The following is a 20,767-nucleotide window of genomic DNA, read 5'->3' on the forward strand; positions in this document are numbered from 1 at the left end:
TAGGGAGTAACCATGAGTTCAGAAGATCAAGCTGCTTCTCAAACAGAACAAACCATTGAAAAGGCTTATGATTCCTCTAGCATCAAGGTATTACGTGGTTTAGACGCAGTACGTAAGCGTCCAGGCATGTATATTGGTGATACGGATGATGGTACTGGTTTACACCATATGGTGTTTGAAGTGGTGGACAACTCGATTGATGAAGCCCTTGCTGGTCACTGTGATGAAATTCTGGTTACCATTCACGAAGACGAATCTGTTTCTGTCGCAGATAACGGTCGTGGTATTCCCACAGATATTCACCCTGAAGAAGGTGTATCTGCTGCTGAAGTCATCTTAACGATTCTTCATGCGGGTGGTAAGTTTGATGACAACAGCTATAAGGTTTCTGGTGGCTTACACGGTGTAGGTGTTTCAGTTGTAAACGCTTTGTCTAGTAAACTGGAACTCACAATTCATCGTGCTGGTAAAATTCATGAACAAGAATACCGCCATGGTGACCCTCAATACCCTTTAAAGGTGGTGGGCGATACAGATCGTTCAGGTACTCGTGTACGTTTTTATCCAAGTGCTGAAACATTCAGTCAGACCATTTTCAATGTCGATATTTTAGCTCGTCGTTTACGTGAACTGTCATTTTTAAATGCGGGCGTCCGAATTGTTCTACGTGACGAACGTGTTGGTTTAGAACATGTATTTGATTATGAGGGTGGTTTATCAGAATTCGTTAAATACATTAACGAAGGAAAAACGCATCTTAACGATATTTTTCACTTTACCACGCAAGCTGATAATGGCATTGGTGTTGAAGTTGCATTGCAATGGAATGATACGTACCAAGAAAACGTACGTTGCTTTACCAATAACATTCCTCAAAAAGATGGTGGTACTCACTTAGCTGGTTTCCGAGCTGCTTTAACTCGTGGCCTTAATAACTACATGGAAAACGAAAACTTACTCAAAAAAGAGAAGGTTGCAGTTTCTGGTGATGATGCACGTGAAGGTTTAACAGCTATTGTTTCAGTGAAAGTTCCTGATCCAAAATTCTCTTCTCAAACCAAAGAAAAATTGGTATCGAGCGAGGTAAAACCTGCTGTTGAACAAGCAATGAATAAAGCTTTTTCAGAATATCTTCTTGAAAATCCAGCTGCGGCTAAATCGATTGCGGGTAAAATTATTGATGCAGCGCGTGCACGCGATGCAGCGCGTAAAGCACGTGAAATGACTCGCCGTAAGAGTGCGCTTGATATAGCAGGTCTTCCTGGTAAATTGGCGGATTGCCAAGAAAAAGACCCAGCTTTATCTGAACTATATCTTGTCGAGGGTGATTCAGCAGGTGGTTCAGCGAAACAAGGTCGTAATCGTAAAATGCAAGCGATTTTACCACTTAAAGGTAAAATCCTAAATGTGGAACGTGCTCGATTTGACAAGATGATTTCTTCTGCTGAAGTTGGAACACTGATTACAGCATTAGGTTGTGGTATCGGTCGTGAAGAATATAATCCAGACAAATTACGTTACCACAAAATTATTATTATGACCGATGCGGACGTGGATGGTTCACATATTCGTACGCTGTTATTAACGTTCTTCTTCCGTCAAATGCCGGAATTAGTGGAACGTGGTCATATTTATATTGCTCAGCCACCACTTTATAAATTAAAGAAAGGTAAGCAAGAACAGTATATTAAAGATAATGATGCGCTTGAAACATATTTAATTTCGAATGCAATTGATGAGTTGGCATTACATATCAGTGCTGACGCACCTGCGATTCGTGGTGAAGCGCTTGCAAAAGTCATTGCTGATTATCAGACATCACAAAAAAGCTTACAGCGATTAACGATTCGTTATCCTGCAACTTTGTTAGATGCTTTACTTGGTTTAGATGCATTTAAATTAGATCAAAATCAAGATGAAGCTTATGTGACGTCTTGGGCTGAGCAATTGCGTCAAGCAATTGAAACACAACAGCCAAGCTTAAGACCTGAATTCACGCTCGAAGCATTCGAAAAAGAACTCGCAGATGGTTCACGTGAAACACATTATTGGCCACGTTTAACAGTGTATGTACACAACCTTCCTCATCACTATTTATTAGATGCTGGTTTGTTGGGTTCAGGTGAATATAAACGTTTACTTCAAAACTCAAAGAGTTGGTTTACGTTACTTGAAGACGGGGCTTATTTGCAAAAAGGTGAGCGTAAAGTCAATGTTGCTAACTTCCATCAAGTATGGCAACAAGTATTGGCAGATTCACGCCGTGGCATGATGATCCAACGCTATAAAGGCTTGGGCGAGATGAATGCAGAGCAGCTTTGGGAAACCACGATGGATCCTGAAAATCGTAATATGCTTCAAGTGACGATTGATGATGCAATTGAAGCAGATCGCATGTTCTCTTGTCTCATGGGTGATGATGTTGAACCACGTCGTGCATTTATTGAAGAGAATGCATTGAATGCAGATATTGATGCTTAATGCTATAAGTTAAAAAAAGCACTCTTAGGAGTGCTTTTTTTGTATCAATCTAAAATCTTAAGTCATTTTTTGGGAATTAATTTCAATAAAATGATGTGCTTGAAGTCACATATTTTATTTATTATATGAAATATAAAGATAATTAAATAAGCATTTACGAAATTAATAAATAATTAAAAATATAAAATTCAATAACTTATAATTAGATAATAAAAAATAGAGCAATAGCTCTATTTTTTTAAATAGAGAGTGATTAAAATTTTTGTCATGGAAAAGAATCCATTTAAATGCTTAAAAGGAACTAAGAATGAAAAAAACAACTCTGGCTTTATTGGCGGCTTCAACCATGGGTATGGTTTCAACTGCTCAAGCAAAGGTTGATGTGTGTGTATTTGATTTACTCGGTAAGTCTGGTGAATCGTTTCAAATGGCTCAAGAATGGGCATTGGCAGCAAAGGGCTGGGGTGCAGATATCAATCTGATTCCACGTCAAGATGAGGCTGTAGCCGATAATGATTTTAAAGCAGGTAAGTGTGATGCTGTTTTCTTAACAGCGATGCGTGCTCGTCAATATAACAAGTTTGTGGGTTCGATTGACTCTTTAGGTGGCGCACCATCAAATGCAATTGCACAACGTGCGATTACTTTTGCTTTAGACAAACGTAATGCTGCAAAGATGGTCACAAATCTCGGTGGGAAAAAATATGAAGTGGCTGGTATTGCACCACTAGGGGCAGCATATATTTTCGTGCGTGATAAAAAAATTGATTCAATCGAAAAAGCTGCAGGTAAGAAATTCGCAGTATTAAGCTATGACCCCGCACAAAAAATTATGGTGCAACGTGTCGGTGCTCAAGCAGTCGGATCTGATGTTTCAAACTTTGTTGCGAAGTTCAATAATGGTCAGGTGGATATGGTGGGTGCACCAGCATATGCCTATAAGCCTCTTGAAATTTATAAAGGTTTAGGTAGTACAGGGGCAATGTTTGATTTCCCTGTGGTACACATTACAGCAAACTTTGTGATGAAGCCTGAAAAATTCCCTGAAGGGTTTGGTCAAAAATCACGTGATTGGTTTGTTAAAAACTTGCCGAAAAGCTACGCAATGATCAAGCGTTTAGAGGGTGAAATTCCTGCTAAGTACAAAATGCAATTCTCAGCTGAAGAAAAGCTGAAATATCAAAAACTACTTCGTGATGGTCGTATGGATCTCACTAAACAAGGTATTTATGACAAAGAGATGATGTCTGTTCTTAAGAAAGCACGTTGCTCTGTCGATAAATCCAACTTCGAATGTTCACTTGGTGGTGAATAATTCTGATTTCTAAAGAAAAAATCCTAGACCTGGTCTAGGATTTTTTTTATTCATTTTATGTCATTTTCGCCAATGCACATTTATAAGAAAAAAGTATGCTTTAATCACAATAAGTACTATTTAAATGATCTGTATCTAAAAACCATATACATACAGCATCTCAGGATCAGTATCTACACAATTGGATCGTGTAATCTCATTTTAGTTCAACACACTGACACTGAAGTTTAAGGTGTTCGATATGGGATATTCGAGACTATAAGAAAGAAGGAATAGGAAACAATAAAATGAATTTAACCAAAACATTATTGCTATCAGCAGGTTTAATGACTGCTGCAACGGCTTCACAAGCAAAGCAAGTCGTCTGCGTGTTTGATCTCGTCGGTAAAAACGGCGATGTCTATGCGTTAATGAAAGATTATCAACTTGCTGCTAAGCAGTGGGGAGCTGATATTGAGCTTAAAGTCGGACAAAATGAAGGCGTAATTGCTGAAGATTTCAAAGCAGGTAAATGTGACGGTGTAAGTATCACAGGGATGCGCGGTCGTCAGTTTAATAATTTCACTGGCTCTTTAGATGCCATTGGTGCGATTACTAATCTCAATTTAGCTGTTAAAGTCATGCAAGGTTTAGCAAGTCCAACCTTTGCAAAACATATGAAAAATGGCAACTATGAAGTTGCAGGTGTGATTCCTGTTGGTGATGCTTATTTAATGGTGCGTGATCGTAGTATTAATACGGTTGCTAAAGCTGCGGGTAAAAAGATCGCCGTACTTGATTATGATCAGGCACAAAAAATTATGGTACAGCAAATTGGTGCGCAAGCAGTGAGTTCTGATGTCACTAATTTTGGTAGTAAATTCAATAATGGCCAAGTTGATATTATTGGTGCACCAGCAGCGGTATTCCGTCCTTTAGAACTTCATAAAGGGCTAGGAACGAAAGGTGCAATTGTGAATTATCCAATTCTTCAAGTTACCGGTAATATCATCATTCGTCATGATAAATTCCCTGAAGGTTTCGGACAGAAATCGCGTGATTGGGTGAAAACACAATTACCACGTGCGAATCAAATTTTAGGCAAAATGAAAGCGGATATTCCGGCTAAATATTGGATGAATGTTCCAGCTGGAGATAAACCTGGTTATCAAAAATTGATGCGTGAATCTCGTATTGCACTTACTAAACAAGGTGTTTACAACAAACAAATGATGAAACTACTTTGGCAGTTCCGTTGTAAGAATGAACCGACAAACTTCGAATGTAGCTTGCAGGATGAGAACTACAAATAAGTTCATAGGACGTTACATTTAAATCCGATAAATTTACTCTGAATAAACTTTAAAGTTCGAGTTATGACCATATATTGAGTATGTTATACTTGATATATGGTCTTTTAATTTCAAAGCCTATTTAATTTTTTGAGGAATCCATCATGACTGCCCAAGCACTTGAGCTGACTGACAATGCTGCGAATAAAGTTCGTCAACTTCGTGAGAGCGAAGGAAATCAAGATTTGATGTTACGTGTATATGTGACAGGTGGTGGTTGCTCTGGTTTTTCTTACGGATTCAATTTTGCTGAATCTCAAAATGAAGACGATGCTGAATTTGTGAATGGTGATGTGAAGATGCTTGTTGACTCACTGAGTTATCAATATCTCGTTGGTTCAGTTGTTGATTATGTCGAAGGTTTGGAAGGATCTCGCTTTATCGTGCAAAATCCTAATGCGACAACGACATGTGGTTGTGGATCTTCATTCTCAATTTAATATGCAGCAAAAAAAGCCCGCTAAGCGGGCTTTTTTTATGATAATTTTTGCTGTTCTTTCAGAATTAAATCAGTCAGCTCATGATAATTTTGAACTGGAATCCAATGATTCGCCTCTAAATGAATTTCCGTATATGGACCTTCAACATAATTTTGATTGAACTGAACACCTTTAGCATCAATTGCAACGTCATCTTTGCCCCAAATAAATAAAGTGGGAACTTTGACTTTATTGAATAGCGTTTTATTAGAGCTAAAAGGTAAACCTCGATACCAGTTGAGTGATGGGCTGAGCCGTTTTTCTATGATCATTTCTTGTTTAAAGTTATTTAATTGTTCAACTGTCATCCCAGAATTTTTTAATAAAGCCTCGCCAATTTGAGGTGTTTTATTAAAGAGCAACTCAGGTATCCATGGAAGCTGAAATAGTCCCATATAATAGGATTTAAAAAGTTGTGTACTGCTGTAAAAAGCCCGCATAAATGCTGCTTTGTGAGGGACGGAGATCGCGGTCAAATGTTTAATTTTATTAGGATAACGTAGAGCAACTTCCCAAGCAACGACTGCGCCCCAGTCGTGTCCTACGATATATGAAGGCTCTCCAATTAAGTCAAGTAGAACATTTACATCATCTGCTAAATGTTGAATGGCATAATCTGCGCGTTTTTTCGGTTGAGCCCTTAAGCTATATCCACGTTGGTTTAACGCATAGGTGCGAAAACCATGTTGGTTTAGTATTTCGGCACTATGCTGCCAAATTTTTGATGTTTCAGGAAAACCATGTAATAGCACAATTGGACTGCCATCGATTGGACCGCTGTCTATTACATCAAAAATAAGATTACCTTTTTGAAACTCAGTGATTCGTTGTTGTTTTTCCATAATCAATACCCTCTTTCCTTTACATATCTTTATCAAATTTGGATGATAGAACTAGGGCTGAACGGGTCAGTTCTAGGTGAAAGAAGGTCGTTCATTGTCTGACAATATTATGGGTTGATTAAACGGTGTATTTGTATTGGGATTTGTTTTTGTAAGAACGTTAAGCAAAGTCTCAAAGCTAAGGTCCGATAGCTTAAGCTCGGAGTAACCAAGTGGACATCTTCAGGGATTAGAGACCATTCAGGTAAAATATGAATTAACGTTGAGTTGACTAATTGATGGGCCACTTGGATTTCTGCAACGGCGGCAATACCTAAATGTGCTTCTACAGCAGCAAGTGCATGTTCGGATGGTGTCACCATCAAATGGGTATAAATTTTAAATTTTTTTATCGTACCGTTTTTGAAAAGTGTGATTTTGGACAGCTCGCGGTTATGCGAGATAAAATGATGATCACACAGTTGCTCTGGGTGTTCAGGAATGCCACAATGCATTTGATAGGTCGGACTGGCACATAAAATTCTTCGAACTTGTCCAACCTTTTGAGCATGGAGTGTAGAGTCTGCTAAATCACCAAGTCTGATGGCTAAGTCATATCCTCCAGAAATTAAATCAACTTTGCTGTCATTCAAATCAATTTCAATATCAATGTGTGGGTATTCAATTAAAAATTGAGAGATTAAAGGCAATACCACCAATTTTCCAAAAGTTCCCGAAGCAGCTATTCGAATTCGACCTTTGGGTTGTATTTCTAATTGTGTGAGATCGTTCGTCAGCGATTCAATTTGATGAAATAGGGGGGAGATTTCTTTTAAGAAAATCTTACCAGCATCAGTTACTGAGCTTGAATTAGTATTTCGATTTAATAATCTAATATTTAAGGATTTTTCAAGTCTTGAAAGTCGATTGGATAACGTGGATTTAGCAATATCATAACGTCTTGCTGCCGCGGATAAACTTCCAGCATCTGCAATCAGTACGAACCAATATAGGTCATCGATTGAGTAGGGTAAGCTGTTCATAAAATCGAACACCACCTTTCATTTTTATTGTCTATTCACATCATTATAGAACCGCTAAGTTAAGTCAATCGATCAGATGTAGCAAATGATCTGATTTAGCAAATTGAGGACATAGCAATGACACTGAATTGTGATTTAGAAACCGGTACTTGTTCAGTAGCCGAATTGGAAAAAGGCCAAAATGCAGTGGTCAATGTAGCATCTGACCTCAGCCTGATTTATGTGGGTGACCCAATGTGCTCATGGTGTTGGGGAAGTTCAAATGTCATTAAACAAGCGCGTGAATATGCAATCCAGCATGGTGTTGGCTTTCAAGTGATTAGCGGTGGTTTAAGACCTGGTGGAGGTGATGCTTGGACCGATACTTTCAAGAATTTTTTACGCACCGAATGGAAAAATATTCAGAGACTGACTAAACAACCTTTCACTGAAAAATTGTTAGAAAGAGCACATTTTAACTATGATACCGAGCCTTCAGCACGTGCTGTTTACGTTGCTCGACAACTTTGGCAAGACCATGATCATCATGATGAAAAACTTTTGGCATTTTTTTCAGAAATCCAATATAAATTTTATGTGGATGGTGAAGATCCGAACGAGCTTGAATATTATCGAAGTATATGTGAAACATTTGAGCTAGATTTTGACGTATTCTCAACGTTGTTTGAATTACCTGAGACCCAAACAGCGACCTATGAAGAGTTCAAGCTTAACAGAAGTTGGGGCATAAAAGGGTTCCCAAGTTTTGTGATACGTCATGGAGACAATGTCAAAATCATAGGCTCTGGTCATGTGGCATTGGAAAAATTAACACAAGCTATTGATGACTTAATCAAAGATGCGCGTATATAAGGAAAAGTTGAATGGCAATTATTCTACAAATTGATTTCCCCTATGATGGACCGTGGGGTCATGAAATGTTTGAAAGTTTCAAAACACTCGCGGATTCAATAGCAAATGAGAAAGGCTTGATTTGGAAAATTTGGACTGAAAATGAAGCGTCCAAAGAAGCAGGTGGAATTTACTTATTTGAAAGCCAAGCAGATGCAGAGGATTATCTAAATATGCATCTTCAGCGTTTAAGGGAAAATGGCTTTACTGAATGTAGACATCGAATTTTTGCTGTAAACTTGCCACTTTCAAAATTGAATTTTGCACCTGTTTAAGTAAATCGATGTATCAACTCAGGATAGTGGATACATCGATTCTTCATTTAAACCGCAGTGATCGTTCCTAAAACTCGATCTCCTTGAGCTCCTGTCACTTCAGGTAAATTACCAGCAAGTTGGTTTACAAATCGCATAGCCAACCACGCAAAAGCGGTCGCCTCCACCCAAGTCGGTGCTAATCCCAAATCTGCTGTGGTTTGAACACTCCACTCATGTTTACGTAAACGCCAACGTAATTGTTCTAATAATTGTGAGTTGTATGCACCACCCCCACAGACATAAACTTCACCTGTGTCCATAGGGGAACGATAAATGGCTTTCTTAATGGCACGTGTCGTGAGTTTCATCAGCGTTGCTTGAACATTTTCAGGCGTATCTTCAAGTTCATCGTATTCAACATCGCTACGCCAATCCGCAATTTGTTCATCCAACCATTCCAAATTAAAGTCTTCACGACCAGTACTTTTTGGCGGCTCTTTCGAGAAAAAGTCATGTGATTGCAAACGATCAAGCAAAGCACGAATAGGCGTACCATAAGCAGCCCAATTGCCATTTTCATCATAAGGCTGCCCTGTGTAACGTTCACACCAAGCATCCATCAAAATATTGGCTGGTCCAGTATCAAAACCATATACGCCTTTAGGATCACCCGCAGGTAACATACTGACATTGGCAATTCCACCGAGATTTAAGATCACACGGTGTATCGTCGGATGCTGAAATAAGGCTTGATGGAATGCTGGCACTAGAGGTGCACCTTGACCACCAGCAGCCATATCACGGCGTCTAAAATCTGATACCACAGGAATTTGAGTGATTTCAGTAATAATGTTGGGATCACCAATTTGCAGGGTAAATCCATGTTCGGAACGATGACGAATCGTTTGACCATGAGATCCAATGGCTTTTATTTGAGTTCTATCGAGATTATTTTCTTGTATAAGTTGATTGATTCCATGACCGATCATCTGTGCTAAAGCGACATCAGCTTTACCCATGCGGTCAATTTCATTATCGTCTGGCAAAGTAAGTGCCATCAGTTCATCACGTAAATCTGGATCAAAGGCTAATGTCAGCGTTGCATGGATCTGTAATGGATCAAAAGAAGCGGCTACAAAATCGACGCCGTCCATACTCGTGCCAGTCATTACACCAATGTAGATTGTGGTCATGATTATTCTTAAGCCTGCATTGTGCTGAAAAAGTGTTAGTATATCGCACAAATTGAACAACAGATGTATTTGGGTTTTGTGATGTCAAATTTCCTGCCTGCTGAAGAACAACTTGCCCTCATTCAACGAGGCACACATGAAATTATTTCAGAAGAAGATCTTCTGAAGAAATTAAAATTGAATCGTCCTTTGAAAATTAAGGCGGGTTTTGATCCTACAGCACCAGACTTACACTTAGGTCATACGGTATTAATTAACAAGCTTAAAGTGTTCCAAGACTTAGGTCATGAAGTATTCTTCTTGATTGGTGATTACACTGCGATGATTGGTGACCCAACAGGTAAAAGTGCAACTCGTCCACCATTGTCACGTGAGCAAGTCTTAGAAAACGCGAAAACCTATCAGGAACAAGTGTTCAAAATTCTTGATCCAAATAAAACTAAGGTGGTGTTTAACTCAGAATGGTTTGCTCAAAAAACTGCTGCTGATCTGATTCAATTGGCTTCACAGCAAACGGTTGCACGTATGCTTGAACGTGATGACTTTACTAAACGCTATAACAACCAACAGCCGATTGCGATTCACGAGTTTTTATATCCATTGGTGCAAGGTTATGACTCTATCGCGCTCGAGGCAGATGTTGAGTTAGGTGGTACTGATCAGACCTTTAACTTACTGATGGGGCGCACTTTACAAGGTCGTTATAATCAAGAGCCACAAGTGTGTATCACTGTACCAATTCTTGAAGGTTTAGATGGCGTCAACAAAATGTCTAAATCTTTAGGTAACTACATTGGTGTATTTGATGCACCTGGTGCGATGTACCAAAAAGTACTTTCAATGCCAGACAGCTTAATTGAGCGATATTTCGAACTGCTGAGCTTCAAGTCAATGGAAGAGATCGAAGGCTTATTGAAAGAAATGGCCGAAGGTCGTAACCCTCAAGAAATTAAACGTATCTTAGCGCTCGAGTTAGTGGAGCGTTTCCATGGAAGCGAAGCTGCTGCGAATGCACATAAAGGTGCAGGGAATATCATCACAGAGGGTGAGCTTCCTGAAGGAACGCCAGAAGTGACGATTTCACGTGGTGAATTCGGTGGTGAAATGTTTATTGCTTCTATTGTTCGTGCAGCAGGTTTAACCAAAAATGCAGCGCAAGCAAAAGATGCTGTTTCACGTGGAGCCGTAAAAGTTGATTGGGAAGTGGTGGATGCATCATTCTCAATTAACGAAAACAAAACAGTGATTGTTCAAGCAGGTAAAAAGGCCATTGCTAAAGTAACTTTTACTGACTAAATCATTAAGTTTTGCATGATTAAAAAGCCATCCCAAGTGATGGCTTTTTTATGTCAAGAATGAAATGAAGATGAAAGATGGATTAATTTTTGGTTGTTCTGGTTGAAATCCATTAAAATGCGCCATCCAATACTTATTTGTTTGAATATCTATGATTCAGTTAGACCAACTTACCATTCGCCGCGGCGGTCGCATTTTATTTGAAAAAGCGTCTATGCAACTTCACCCTGGTTGGAAGATTGGTTTAACAGGTGTCAATGGTGCAGGAAAATCGACGTTGTTTTCAGCATTACTTGGGGGCATGGAATCAGATGGTGGCTCATTGACACGACCATCGGTTTGGACAGTGGCGCATATGGCGCAAGAGATTAAAGCGCTGGATATGAAAGCGATTGATTTCGTTCTATCAGGTGATGAAGAGTATTGGGATATCCAACACAAACTTGAGCATCCTGACGGATTGTCTGATCAAGATTTGGCAAATTTATATGGTCGTTTTGATGAAATTAGTGGCTATTCAGCGCCGTCTAAAGCATCACAACTGATGGCTGGTTTAGGCTTCTTTGAACATCAGTCAGAACTTAGCGTAAAAAGTTTCTCTGGTGGATGGCGTATGCGTTTAAATCTTGCGCGTACTTTGATGAGTCGTTCAGATTTACTCTTACTTGATGAACCGACGAATCATTTAGATTTAGATGCTATTTTATGGTTAGAAGACTGGTTAAAAGCATATGAAGGCACATTGGTACTGATTTCGCATGACCGTGATTTCTTGGATGCCATTACCGACCATATTTTGCATATCGAAAACCAAGAACTAACGCTTTATACCGGCAACTATTCAACATTTGAACGTACCCGAAGTGAACGTTTAGCTCAGCAACAACAAGCCTATGAGAAACAGCTCGAGCTACGTGCACATCTGCAAAAATATATTGATCGTTTTAAAGCTAAGGCAACCAAAGCAAAACAGGCACAAAGCCGTATTAAACAGCTCGAACGAATGCAAGAGCTTTCTGCTGCGCATGTCGATACGCCTTTTACCTTTAGCTTCCGTGAACCGACCAAAATGAGTTCTCCGTTGTTACAACTGGATAGTGCTGATATTGGTTATGGCGACAAACTGATTGTGACCAATGTGAAGCTACAAATCACGCCAACCAGCCGTATCGGTCTGCTGGGTATGAATGGTGCAGGTAAGTCCACATTAATTAAGTCTTTGGTGGGTGATTTACCTTTAATCCAAGGTCAACGTAAAGCATCCGAATTACTTAATATTGGTTATTTCGCCCAACATCAAATGGATGCATTAGATGGTAATGCGAGTCCAATGTTGCAGTTATCTCGTATCGCAGATAAGAAGATCAGTGAAGCGACTTTACGCGCATTCTTAGGAAGTTTTGGCTTCTCTGGTGAGCGTATGGATACACCGTGTGAAAGCTTTTCTGGGGGGGAGCGTGCACGTTTAGCATTGGCTTTGATTGTCTGGCAGCGTCCAAATGTTTTAATTCTAGATGAACCGACCAACCATTTAGACTTGGATATGCGTCATGCATTAACTATGGCACTACAAGATTTTGAAGGGGCAGTGGTGCTGGTGTCACATGAACGTCAATTGATTGCAAGTGTCTGTGATGAATTACTCCTAGTGCATAACGGTAAATGTCGTGAGTTTGAAGGTGATCTGGTCGCTTATGCAGACTGGTTACGTCAAGCACGTGCAGAGTTGATGAAGCAAGGGCAGCAAGCACCTGAGCCAGTGAAATCTCAAGTGATCGATAAGCCTGTAGTTTCTAAAGTAGATAAAGAAGCACAGCGTAAAGAAGCTGCGCGTCGCCGTGAAATGAGCCGCCCAATTCGTAAAAATATCGAAAAATTGGAAGCTGAGATTGCAAAGATGCAACCACGTTTAGTTCAAATTGAGGATGCTTTAGGGGATGCATCACTTTATGATGCATCTCGGAAAGATGATCTTTTAAAATTGATGAATGAACAAACTGAGCTTAAAGGAAAATTAGCACAAGCAGAAGAAAAAATGCTTGAACTGATGATGGAACTTGAAGAGTTAGAAAGTTCATTCGAAGATTAATGAATAATTTCTAAATAAAAAAAGCCCAATGAAAATTGGGCTTTTTTTATAAAATATTGAGTTATATAATTTTATTTATGTGATTAAATATTGAAAATATTAATAATTTTTTGAGTTTTATAATGAGTGACATAATTCAATTTAAAAAGAAAAGAATTACTAAAGGTTTAATAATTTCAGGAATGGGTGGTGTTTCGAATGAAAATGGACTTGTTGCTAAAGATTTAACACATGCAGATTTAATGTTTTATGGGCTTTATTGGGATAATATAATAGTCACACAAATTCCAATGTTTCATTTTACTAATGATGTAATTGAAGAATTTAGAAGTAATGGTGTCATTGAGTTTTATTCTAATGCACCCCCACAGTCAATGCATTCATCAGAAATGCAAAGAATGGCATTAGAATCATTATTAGCATGTCAAAGTGTAAGAAGACAAAATAAAGATGCAGATTGGATAATTTATAATAATGTTGCTGAGGGATTTAATAGTATTGAATCTGAAAGTTTAATTGAACAGGATTCTATTCGAGTTGAAATTTCAAAATGTTTACCTTATCCAAGTACGTATGTTCCGATTGATACATTAAGAAAATTTAGAGAAGATTATTTGGATGAATTAGATAGATTACATTTTGCTAAATATAAATTATTTGAAAAGATTAGTTCTCATGAGAATTTAGCACGTAGAGATTTAGCAAAATGTTATGAGCTGGAAGAATTTGAAAGAGCGATTCGAGATTATGAGCACGCCTTTTCATGTAGGTTTAGATATTACTCTATGAAATCTTTAATTAGTGATATTCGGCATAATAAGTCAGAACTTTTAGAAGTTGGTTTAGCTGCAGGTGATTTAGTTCTTGGTGGATTTAATCTTTCAGGGACATATAATTTTGGAAAAACATTTTTTAATTTATTTAGTTCTAAACAAAAAATTCATGAAGCAAAGCAGAATTCCCCTGAATTTCAATTCATATCCTCAGCAATAAGTAATGGAATAATTCTGCAAAAGTTTAATAACCAAAATTAAAAAACCGCGCTTTCGCGCGGTCTTTTATTTAAAGTGACAAATTATTTTTTGTCATCTTTAACTTCAGTGAACTCAGCATCTACAACACCGTCGTCCGCTTTTTGTTGTTGACCAGCAGCATCACCTTGGAATGCATTTGGATCAAAACCTTGCGCACCACCTTGAGCACCCTGCGCAGCTTCATAAGCACGTTGAGTGATCGGCATGATGATGTTTTGAAGTGCTTCAGTTTTCGCTTTGATCGCGTCAACATCATTTTCTTTGGTTGCAGCTTCAAGTTCTGAAACAGCAGTTTCAACCGCAGTTTTTTCATCAGCAGTCACTTGTTCACCAAGGTCTTTTACTGCTTTTTGAGCAGAAGAAACTAATGCATCAGCTTCGTTACGTGCTTTAGCAAGTTCTTCAAACTTACGATCTTCTTCAGCATTCGCTTCAGCATCTTTGATCATCGCTTCAATTTCAGCATCGCTCAAACCTGAGTTTGCTTTAATTTGAATTGATTGCTCTTTACCAGTGCTCTTGTCTTTCGCAGATACTTTCAAGATACCATCAGCGTTGATGTCGAACGATACTTCAATTTGCGGCACGCCACGTGGAGCAGGTGGGATATCGCCCAATTGGAAGTTACCCAACAATTTGTTTTGTTGAGCCATTTTACGTTCACCTTGGTAAACCGAAATGTCTACTGCAGGCTGGTTATCAGCAGCTGTAGAGAACACTTGTGATTTTTTCGCAGGGATTGTTGTGTTTTTCTCGATGATTGGAGTTAACACGCCACCCATTGTTTCAATACCAAGTGTCAACGGTGTTACGTCAAGTAATAGAACGTCGTTCTTATCACCTGAAAGTACAGCACCTTGGATCGCAGCACCCATTGCCACAGCTTCGTCAGGGTTCACGTCTTTACGTGGCTCTTTACCGAAGAACTCTTGTACTTTTTGTTGTACAAGTGGCATACGAGACTGACCACCAACCAAGATCACGTCAGAGATATCAGAAGTTGATAGACCTGCATCTTTAAGTGCAATCTTACATGGCTCGATTGTACGAGCAACTAAGTCAGCAACAAGACCTTCTAATTTCGCACGTGTTACGTTGATCACTAAGTGTTTAGGACCAGTCGCATCAGCCGTGATATATGGAAGGTTAATTTCAGTTGCATTAGAAGAAGACAATTCAATCTTCGCTTTCTCAGCAGCTTCTTTCAAACGTTGTAACGCAAGTGGATCATTTTTCAGATTCACATTTTGTTCTTTCTTAAACTCTTCAACCAAGTAATCGATTAACGCGTTATCAAAGTCTTCACCACCAAGGAATGTGTCACCATTAGTAGACAACACTTCGATTTGTTGGTCGCCATCAAGGTCAGCGATTTCAATGATTGATACGTCGAAAGTACCACCACCTAAGTCGTAAACCGCGATTTTACGGTCGCCTTCTTTCTTGTCCATACCGAACGCAAGCGCTGCAGCTGTTGGTTCGTTGATGATACGTTTAACATCTAAACCAGCAATTTTACCAGCATCTTTCGTTGCTTGACGTTGAGCATCGTTGAAGTATGCAGGAACAGTAACTACCGCTTCAGTAACTGTTTCACCTAAGTAATCTTCCGCAGTTTTCTTCATTTTCTTAAGAACTTCTGCAGAGATTTGTTGTGGTGCTAGTTTCTTGTCGTTTACATCAACCCAAGCATCGCCATTGTCAGCTTTGATGATTTTGTAAGGTACAAGACCAATATCTTTTTGAACTGCTTGATCTTCGTAACGACGACCGATCAAACGTTTGATCGCAAATAATGTATTTTTCGGGTTTGTTACCGCTTGACGTTTAGCTGATTGACCAACAAGGATCTCGCCATCTTTATACGCAATAATAGACGGAGTTGTACGAGCGCCTTCAGCGTTGTCGATTACTTTAACTTTATCGCCTTCAAGTACTGCAACACATGAGTTTGTAGTACCTAAGTCAATACCAATAATTTTAGCCATTGATGTGTTCCTCGAAAATTTTGTTGTGATCTTTCACTTGTTATCCGATATGAGAGCCATTCATTATTTTTCAAGTTAAAAACTTAAAAAATTTTTACAAACTCCCGTATTTCTTGACTTATTGGCCTACCATGACCATTGCAGGACGAAGTAAACGGCCAGAAAGGGTGTAACCTTTTTGAAGTACCGTACCAATCTCACCCGCTTTTGCATCTGGAGCAATACCTACTGCTTGATGCAAATCAGCATTAAAACCATTTTCAGTGTCAACTGCCACAACACCAAATTTTTCTAATGTTGCTAACAATGACTTCAGTGTGAGTTCTACACCTTCTGATAAAGGAGTTTTTTCATCACCTGCAGCAGCAATTGCACGTTCAAGGTTGTCAACTGAATCCAATAATTCTTTTGCAAATTTCTCTAAAGCAAATTTTTTCGCAGTATCCGCCTCACGCTCTAAACGTTCTTTGGTTTTTTCTGCTTCATACTTCGCATTTGCAGCAACTGCTTTTTCATATTTTAAGTTTTCAGTCAGCGTTGCGATTTGCGCTTGAAGGTCTTCTACAGAAACTTCAACTTCAGCTTGTTGATTTTCAACTTGCTGTTCAGTTTGTTCCGTTTGAACGTCCTGAGTTTGTTCGTTTTGCTCATTTGCCATGGAAGATCTCCGCTTAAATGGGTTTTTAAACATGTACAGTCCTTTGGCATCAGTGTTAACTGCGTTAATCTGAACTGCCATGCGTGTGTAATTCATCAATACAAAGGTAATGTGGGCGACTATAAATAATTCAAGCTTAAACGATGTTTATTTCTACTAAATTCATCTTTACAACAAGGAATGAAAATTTTCGATCCATTTAGAGAAATCTAAAGTCTAGAATAAGACGAGGAGATGAACTGGAGAAAGATTATAAAAATATGATTTAGTGTATATTTTATATATAAAAAATATAGATTCAGATAAAACAAGTCTTTCCTTTTAAAGAATCAAATCTGTATTATCTTTAACCAGATACTAACGCTGTAGTTTCTATTTATTTTGTTTTTGCTTTTTAATAGCTCATCCAACCTCCTTGGATGAGTTTTTTTTTTGCTTGTCGAGATCTGAGTAACAATGTTAAGCAACCGATATACCGTGTAGCCACACTGTGATTCAGTCACCTTCAAAAAGGGTTTATATCGCACCACATATTCACTAAAAAATAAATTAAATAAATGGCTTAGGAGATATATTCAACTATAAAAGTTGAATTGCATTTTCTTTACACTTTTTTCATAAGTTCAACCTGAAGTCATCGAAACTTGAACCAAGAACTGACGCATGAAATAAAAAAGTCAGGAATGATAAGCCTTCAAAGTTAACTCTGACTTTGAATGTTTCAAGTAAGGAATTAAACAATGAAAAAATTAGGTCTCATTTCCCTGGCATTTGCAGCTATTGGTTTTGCTACTGTAGGTTGTACTTCAAACCAATCTGCTGAAACTGCTCAAGCGACCACACAAACAGATGCTTCAATAGCGCAAGCGGCAACTACTGAAATGGATACCCAAAATGGTGTGGCTGTACAAGCTGACCCAAGTGTAGAGTCTGCTGAACCGATTCAAGCTGTCCCAGCTGAAGGTGCAGAAGCCCCTCAAGTTGTTGAGTAAAATGCAATGAAATTTAATTCATTTAAAATGCTTATAATGGATTAAATTTTATGAAAAAGCAGAGAATAGAGAGTAAATAGGATGCCTTTACTGTCTATTTTTAGAATCACAGCACTTAAAAAAACCTAACATTCAAATGTGAATGTTAGGTTTGTGAGGTAACTTTAAATCAATTGTCTTGAGTCCAAGAAAGCTTAACGATCTCGGCGATCGTGTTGACGTTCCTGTTCTCGCTTCTTGCGATCCTGTTCTAAGCGCTTACGTTGTTCTTCAATCGCTTTTTTACGATTATCTTGATTCCAACGATTACGTTCAGCTTGACGTTGTTTTAGAATTTCCTTTTGACGTTGTTCAATCTGTTTACGACGATCATGCTCAGCACGTTCTTTATTACGTCGATCTGCTAATTCACGTTGTTGGCGTTGACGTTCATATTCACGTTTGCGCTTTTCTTGTTCAAGGCGCTGTTGATGTAAACGTTGTGCGCGTTCTCTCTCCCAACGTTGACGGTCATAGTTGCGATCATAATCACGATCATAACGATGGTCATAATTACCATTATAATAAGGGCCATCGTCAGGGAAGGCCACACAACCGACTGCAAGAACTGCTGTGGCCAATGACATTATCATTACTTTTATTGCCATAGCTTTCACCTTTATATGTTGAATCAGGACAACCAAAAAATTCCTGATGTTGGATTAAATAGTCAATGACAAGACTGCTATAGTCAGATTAGCGTAAATGGAATTGAAGTTTGTATATTGATCAGTAGACTTAGTTAACAAAATAGTCATGAAATGGCTGATCGTGTAGAAATTATGAAGAATACGGATTTTTAAAAGGATCGGAATCGTGAATCAAAAAATACAACAATTACTTGAAAATGGTCAGGGTTCTGCAGGACGTGCATTAGATCGACTCCCAAAGATCGTTCAAGAATCTCTAGTGAAGTTACTTGGCTATCCCTATGACTATCCTCAACTCGATAGTTTTACAAAATGCTTGATGGCTGCACAGTTGAAACAAGGAAAATCAGGCTTTATTGGCGCTGATATTGATAAATCAAGAAAAGAATTTGAAAATCAAATCCAATCCATCACTCATAAATCAACTCATGTTCAATATGTAGAAGATATTCGTCTTCCTTTACAAAGTGGTACTGTATTTGCCAGACATTATCATCCTGCTCCGAATAAAAAATTACCAATGATTGTGTTTTATCATGGTGGTGGGTTTGTTGTCGGAAGTGTGAATACACATGATGAAGCGTGCCGAATCATTGCGAATTATGCAAAAGCACAAGTGATCAGTATTGATTATCCTTTAGCGCCAGAAGTTTCTCCACAATCATTGATTCAATCATGTGAAGACGCATTGGCATGGGTATATCAAAATCGTCGTCACTTTAAAATCTTAAAAAATCGTATTGCTGTAGCAGGAGATAGTGCTGGCGGTAATATTAGTGCTGTCGTTGCTCAACGTGCATTGAATGCCAGTTATGCGCCTCAAGCTCAATTTTTAATATATCCTGCGGTGGATTTCAAAAGTCGTCATCCATCATTCTTTGCGTATAAAGATGGTTTAGTATTAACCAACAGCGATATTGACTATGTGACAGAATACTACGCGACAAGACATAAAGTTGCTTTGGATAATCCACTAATCTCCCCAACATACGGCAATCTAAAAAAATTGGCACCAGCTTATGTTGTTACAGCGGGACATGATGTATTGCATGATGAAGGCAAAATTTACGCCCACAAATTACGTCAAAATGGCACTAAAGTGTTGTATCAAGATTTTGAAGATCAAACACACGGATTTATTAATCTAACGCTAATCTCAGGGCGTTCTAAAAAATTGTTGATTGAAATGAGTAAAGAGTTTAGAAGATTTTGGGATAAAAATAGTTAATAGATCCTTACTTTCAAATCCTGAGATTTAAACGAAACTCAGGATTTTTTCTTTATATAGAGTAATCGAATAAAAATACTTTGATGCTTAACAAAAAACTGAATCTTTTCTGGCGATTGATTCATGAATAATAGATAAGATAAAACAGCAATAAGAGGATAGCGTATGTTAAAAAAAATGATGTTAGGTGCTTCTGTTGCGGCGATGAGTACTTTGTCTTTGGCAGCAAATACGCATATGCAAATCAAAACATCAGCAGGAGATATCGAAATCGAGTTGTTTAATGATAAAGCTCCGATTTCAGTAAAGAACTTTGAAACTTATGCGAAAGCTAATTTTTATAACGGCACAATCTTCCATCGGGTTATTCCAGGGTTCATGATCCAAGGTGGAGGATTAGATGTATCGATGAAAGAAAAAGCGAATCGACCTCCAATCAAGAACGAGTCTTATAATGGCTTAAAGAATAACCGTGGCACTTTAGCCATGGCACGTACAAACCAGCCTGATTCAGCAACAAGCCAATTTTTTATCAATATTGCGGATAATGATTTTCTAAATAAAGCGCCAATGAATCCTGGTTATGCTGTGTTTGGTCAGGTAACTAAAGGCATGGATGTTGTCGATAAAATTGCAAAAGTGCCTACTGGTAGATTTGGTATGCATCAAGATGTGCCAAAAAATCCTATTAAAATTTTAAGTGTGAATATAAAACCTTCAAAAGCGAAATAGTGATTAAAAAAAGAAGCAGAAATATTAAATTAATATTTTTGCTTCAATATTATAGGGTTAAGTGTAAATGTGATTATTAATGAATCATAATGGTGCATAAAAATAGAACACTCAATAAAACATGGGGTTAAAAGCACTTGCAATGATTTCGAAATGCTCTAGAATGCACCCCATACCGACGAGATACACGGAGACGAACGAAGCAGGTTGCTGAGTTGTTAAGTGTTTCGAGTCCAGCTTCTAGCATTGA

General features: G+C 38.4%; 18 protein-coding genes. 12 read left to right on the top strand and 6 right to left on the bottom strand.

The genetic code is table 11. The features are described from left to right. Positions 1 to 12 precede the first annotated feature (12 nt). The 4 genes from gyrB (at position 13) to erpA (ending at position 5,567) form a co-directional block, all read left to right on the top strand. A complete protein-coding gene (gyrB, locus tag AC1M9J_RS14160; RefSeq protein WP_035268615.1) occupies positions 13 to 2,481 on the top strand; it encodes a DNA topoisomerase (ATP-hydrolyzing) subunit B in 2,469 nt (822 codons plus the stop codon). 307 nt (positions 2,482 to 2,788) lie between these two features. Continuing rightward, positions 2,789 to 3,796, top strand: coding sequence for a putative solute-binding protein (locus tag AC1M9J_RS14165; RefSeq protein ID WP_481589590.1), 1,008 nt, complete (start codon positions 2,789 to 2,791; stop codon positions 3,794 to 3,796). A 287-nt stretch (positions 3,797 to 4,083) separates the two neighbouring features. Beyond that, a complete protein-coding gene (locus tag AC1M9J_RS14170; RefSeq protein WP_035268621.1) occupies positions 4,084 to 5,088 on the top strand; it encodes a putative solute-binding protein in 1,005 nt (334 codons plus the stop codon). Positions 5,089 to 5,231: 143 nt separating this feature from the next. Then, positions 5,232 to 5,567, top strand: a complete 336-nt coding sequence (gene erpA, locus AC1M9J_RS14175; protein ID WP_035268624.1) for an iron-sulfur cluster insertion protein ErpA — start codon at positions 5,232 to 5,234, stop codon at positions 5,565 to 5,567. A gap of 35 nt (positions 5,568 to 5,602) precedes the next feature. On the opposite strand, the gene AC1M9J_RS14180 is transcribed toward erpA, so the two are convergent. Both AC1M9J_RS14180 and AC1M9J_RS14185 read right to left on the bottom strand, forming a co-directional pair. Then, entirely contained in the window at positions 5,603 to 6,448 is an 846-nt protein-coding gene (locus AC1M9J_RS14180) for an alpha/beta fold hydrolase (RefSeq protein WP_481592400.1), read from the bottom strand. Between the two features lie 107 nt (positions 6,449 to 6,555). Then, complete coding sequence (locus AC1M9J_RS14185; RefSeq protein ID WP_481592401.1) at positions 6,556 to 7,470, bottom strand: LysR family transcriptional regulator; 915 nt, start codon at positions 7,468 to 7,470, stop codon at positions 6,556 to 6,558. A 117-nt stretch (positions 7,471 to 7,587) separates the two neighbouring features. Here AC1M9J_RS14185 and AC1M9J_RS14190 point away from each other — a divergent pair, with 117 nt between their 5' ends. Beyond that, positions 7,588 to 8,322 carry a DsbA family protein gene (locus AC1M9J_RS14190; protein WP_481952527.1) on the top strand — a complete coding sequence of 245 codons (735 nt, stop codon included), beginning with the start codon at positions 7,588 to 7,590 and terminating at the stop codon, positions 8,320 to 8,322. Positions 8,323 to 8,333: 11 nt separating this feature from the next. After that, positions 8,334 to 8,636 (top strand): monooxygenase, encoded by a 303-nt coding sequence (locus AC1M9J_RS14195; protein ID WP_481596663.1) that lies wholly within the window; start codon positions 8,334 to 8,336, stop codon positions 8,634 to 8,636. 47 nt (positions 8,637 to 8,683) lie between these two features. Here AC1M9J_RS14195 and AC1M9J_RS14200 read toward each other — a convergent pair whose 3' ends face one another. Next, entirely contained in the window at positions 8,684 to 9,811 is a 1,128-nt protein-coding gene (locus AC1M9J_RS14200) for an anhydro-N-acetylmuramic acid kinase (protein WP_481952528.1), read from the bottom strand. Positions 9,812 to 9,874: 63 nt separating this feature from the next. On the opposite strand from AC1M9J_RS14200, the gene tyrS reads away from it, so the two are divergent. From tyrS to AC1M9J_RS14215, 3 genes are all read left to right on the top strand, one after another. Continuing rightward, entirely contained in the window at positions 9,875 to 11,107 is a 1,233-nt protein-coding gene (tyrS, locus tag AC1M9J_RS14205) for a tyrosine--tRNA ligase (RefSeq protein ID WP_171076798.1), read from the top strand. 151 nt (positions 11,108 to 11,258) lie between these two features. Next, complete coding sequence (locus AC1M9J_RS14210; protein ID WP_481952529.1) at positions 11,259 to 13,196, top strand: ATP-binding cassette domain-containing protein; 1,938 nt, start codon at positions 11,259 to 11,261, stop codon at positions 13,194 to 13,196. A 122-nt stretch (positions 13,197 to 13,318) separates the two neighbouring features. Further along, a complete protein-coding gene (locus AC1M9J_RS14215; protein ID WP_481596665.1) occupies positions 13,319 to 14,230 on the top strand; it encodes a DUF6236 family protein in 912 nt (303 codons plus the stop codon). Between the two features lie 41 nt (positions 14,231 to 14,271). Here the strand turns inward: AC1M9J_RS14215 and dnaK are convergent, their stop codons facing one another. Both dnaK and grpE read right to left on the bottom strand, forming a co-directional pair. Continuing rightward, entirely contained in the window at positions 14,272 to 16,218 is a 1,947-nt protein-coding gene (gene dnaK / locus AC1M9J_RS14220; protein WP_481592405.1) for a molecular chaperone DnaK, read from the bottom strand. A gap of 118 nt (positions 16,219 to 16,336) precedes the next feature. Continuing rightward, positions 16,337 to 16,909, bottom strand: coding sequence for a nucleotide exchange factor GrpE (gene grpE, locus AC1M9J_RS14225; RefSeq protein WP_257219952.1), 573 nt, complete (start codon positions 16,907 to 16,909; stop codon positions 16,337 to 16,339). Positions 16,910 to 17,616: 707 nt separating this feature from the next. Here grpE and AC1M9J_RS14230 point away from each other — a divergent pair. Next, positions 17,617 to 17,868, top strand: a complete 252-nt coding sequence (locus AC1M9J_RS14230) for a hypothetical protein (RefSeq protein ID WP_035269475.1) — start codon at positions 17,617 to 17,619, stop codon at positions 17,866 to 17,868. 194 nt (positions 17,869 to 18,062) lie between these two features. Here AC1M9J_RS14230 and AC1M9J_RS14235 read toward each other — a convergent pair whose 3' ends face one another. After that, entirely contained in the window at positions 18,063 to 18,515 is a 453-nt protein-coding gene (locus AC1M9J_RS14235) for a cell envelope integrity TolA family protein (protein ID WP_092768671.1), read from the bottom strand. Between the two features lie 199 nt (positions 18,516 to 18,714). On the opposite strand from AC1M9J_RS14235, the gene AC1M9J_RS14240 reads away from it, so the two are divergent. Both AC1M9J_RS14240 and AC1M9J_RS14245 read left to right on the top strand, forming a co-directional pair. After that, the gene (locus tag AC1M9J_RS14240) at positions 18,715 to 19,785 is read left to right on the top strand and encodes an alpha/beta hydrolase (protein ID WP_481952530.1); all 1,071 of its coding nucleotides are present in this window, start codon (positions 18,715 to 18,717) and stop codon (positions 19,783 to 19,785) included. Positions 19,786 to 19,950: 165 nt separating this feature from the next. Then, positions 19,951 to 20,517, top strand: coding sequence for a peptidylprolyl isomerase (locus AC1M9J_RS14245; protein WP_481589581.1), 567 nt, complete (start codon positions 19,951 to 19,953; stop codon positions 20,515 to 20,517). The last annotated feature ends 250 nt before the right edge of the window (positions 20,518 to 20,767 follow it).

Source organism: Acinetobacter sp. ANC_7588, assembly GCF_056783995.1.

Excerpts from the sequence above, each read along its gene's own strand:
- AC1M9J_RS14245 (WP_481589581.1), top strand. The coding sequence starts at position 19,951 with ATGTTAAAAAAAATGATGTTAGGTGCTTCTGTTGCGGCGATGAGTACT.
- erpA (WP_035268624.1), top strand. The coding sequence starts at position 5,232 with ATGACTGCCCAAGCACTTGAGCTGACTGACAATGCTGCGAATAAAGTT.
- tyrS (WP_171076798.1), top strand. The coding sequence starts at position 9,875 with ATGTATTTGGGTTTTGTGATGTCAAATTTCCTGCCTGCTGAAGAACAA.
- AC1M9J_RS14200 (WP_481952528.1), bottom strand. The coding sequence starts at position 9,811 with ATGACCACAATCTACATTGGTGTAATGACTGGCACGAGTATGGACGGC.
- dnaK (WP_481592405.1), bottom strand. The coding sequence starts at position 16,218 with ATGGCTAAAATTATTGGTATTGACTTAGGTACTACAAACTCATGTGTT.
- AC1M9J_RS14210 (WP_481952529.1), top strand. The coding sequence starts at position 11,259 with ATGATTCAGTTAGACCAACTTACCATTCGCCGCGGCGGTCGCATTTTA.
- gyrB (WP_035268615.1), top strand. The coding sequence starts at position 13 with ATGAGTTCAGAAGATCAAGCTGCTTCTCAAACAGAACAAACCATTGAA.
- grpE (WP_257219952.1), bottom strand. The coding sequence starts at position 16,909 with ATGTTTAAAAACCCATTTAAGCGGAGATCTTCCATGGCAAATGAGCAA.
- AC1M9J_RS14165 (WP_481589590.1), top strand. The coding sequence starts at position 2,789 with ATGAAAAAAACAACTCTGGCTTTATTGGCGGCTTCAACCATGGGTATG.
- AC1M9J_RS14230 (WP_035269475.1), top strand. The coding sequence starts at position 17,617 with ATGAAAAAATTAGGTCTCATTTCCCTGGCATTTGCAGCTATTGGTTTT.
- AC1M9J_RS14180 (WP_481592400.1), bottom strand. The coding sequence starts at position 6,448 with ATGGAAAAACAACAACGAATCACTGAGTTTCAAAAAGGTAATCTTATT.
- AC1M9J_RS14215 (WP_481596665.1), top strand. The coding sequence starts at position 13,319 with ATGAGTGACATAATTCAATTTAAAAAGAAAAGAATTACTAAAGGTTTA.
- AC1M9J_RS14190 (WP_481952527.1), top strand. The coding sequence starts at position 7,588 with ATGACACTGAATTGTGATTTAGAAACCGGTACTTGTTCAGTAGCCGAA.
- AC1M9J_RS14185 (WP_481592401.1), bottom strand. The coding sequence starts at position 7,470 with ATGAACAGCTTACCCTACTCAATCGATGACCTATATTGGTTCGTACTG.
- AC1M9J_RS14235 (WP_092768671.1), bottom strand. The coding sequence starts at position 18,515 with ATGGCAATAAAAGTAATGATAATGTCATTGGCCACAGCAGTTCTTGCA.
- AC1M9J_RS14195 (WP_481596663.1), top strand. The coding sequence starts at position 8,334 with ATGGCAATTATTCTACAAATTGATTTCCCCTATGATGGACCGTGGGGT.
- AC1M9J_RS14170 (WP_035268621.1), top strand. The coding sequence starts at position 4,084 with ATGAATTTAACCAAAACATTATTGCTATCAGCAGGTTTAATGACTGCT.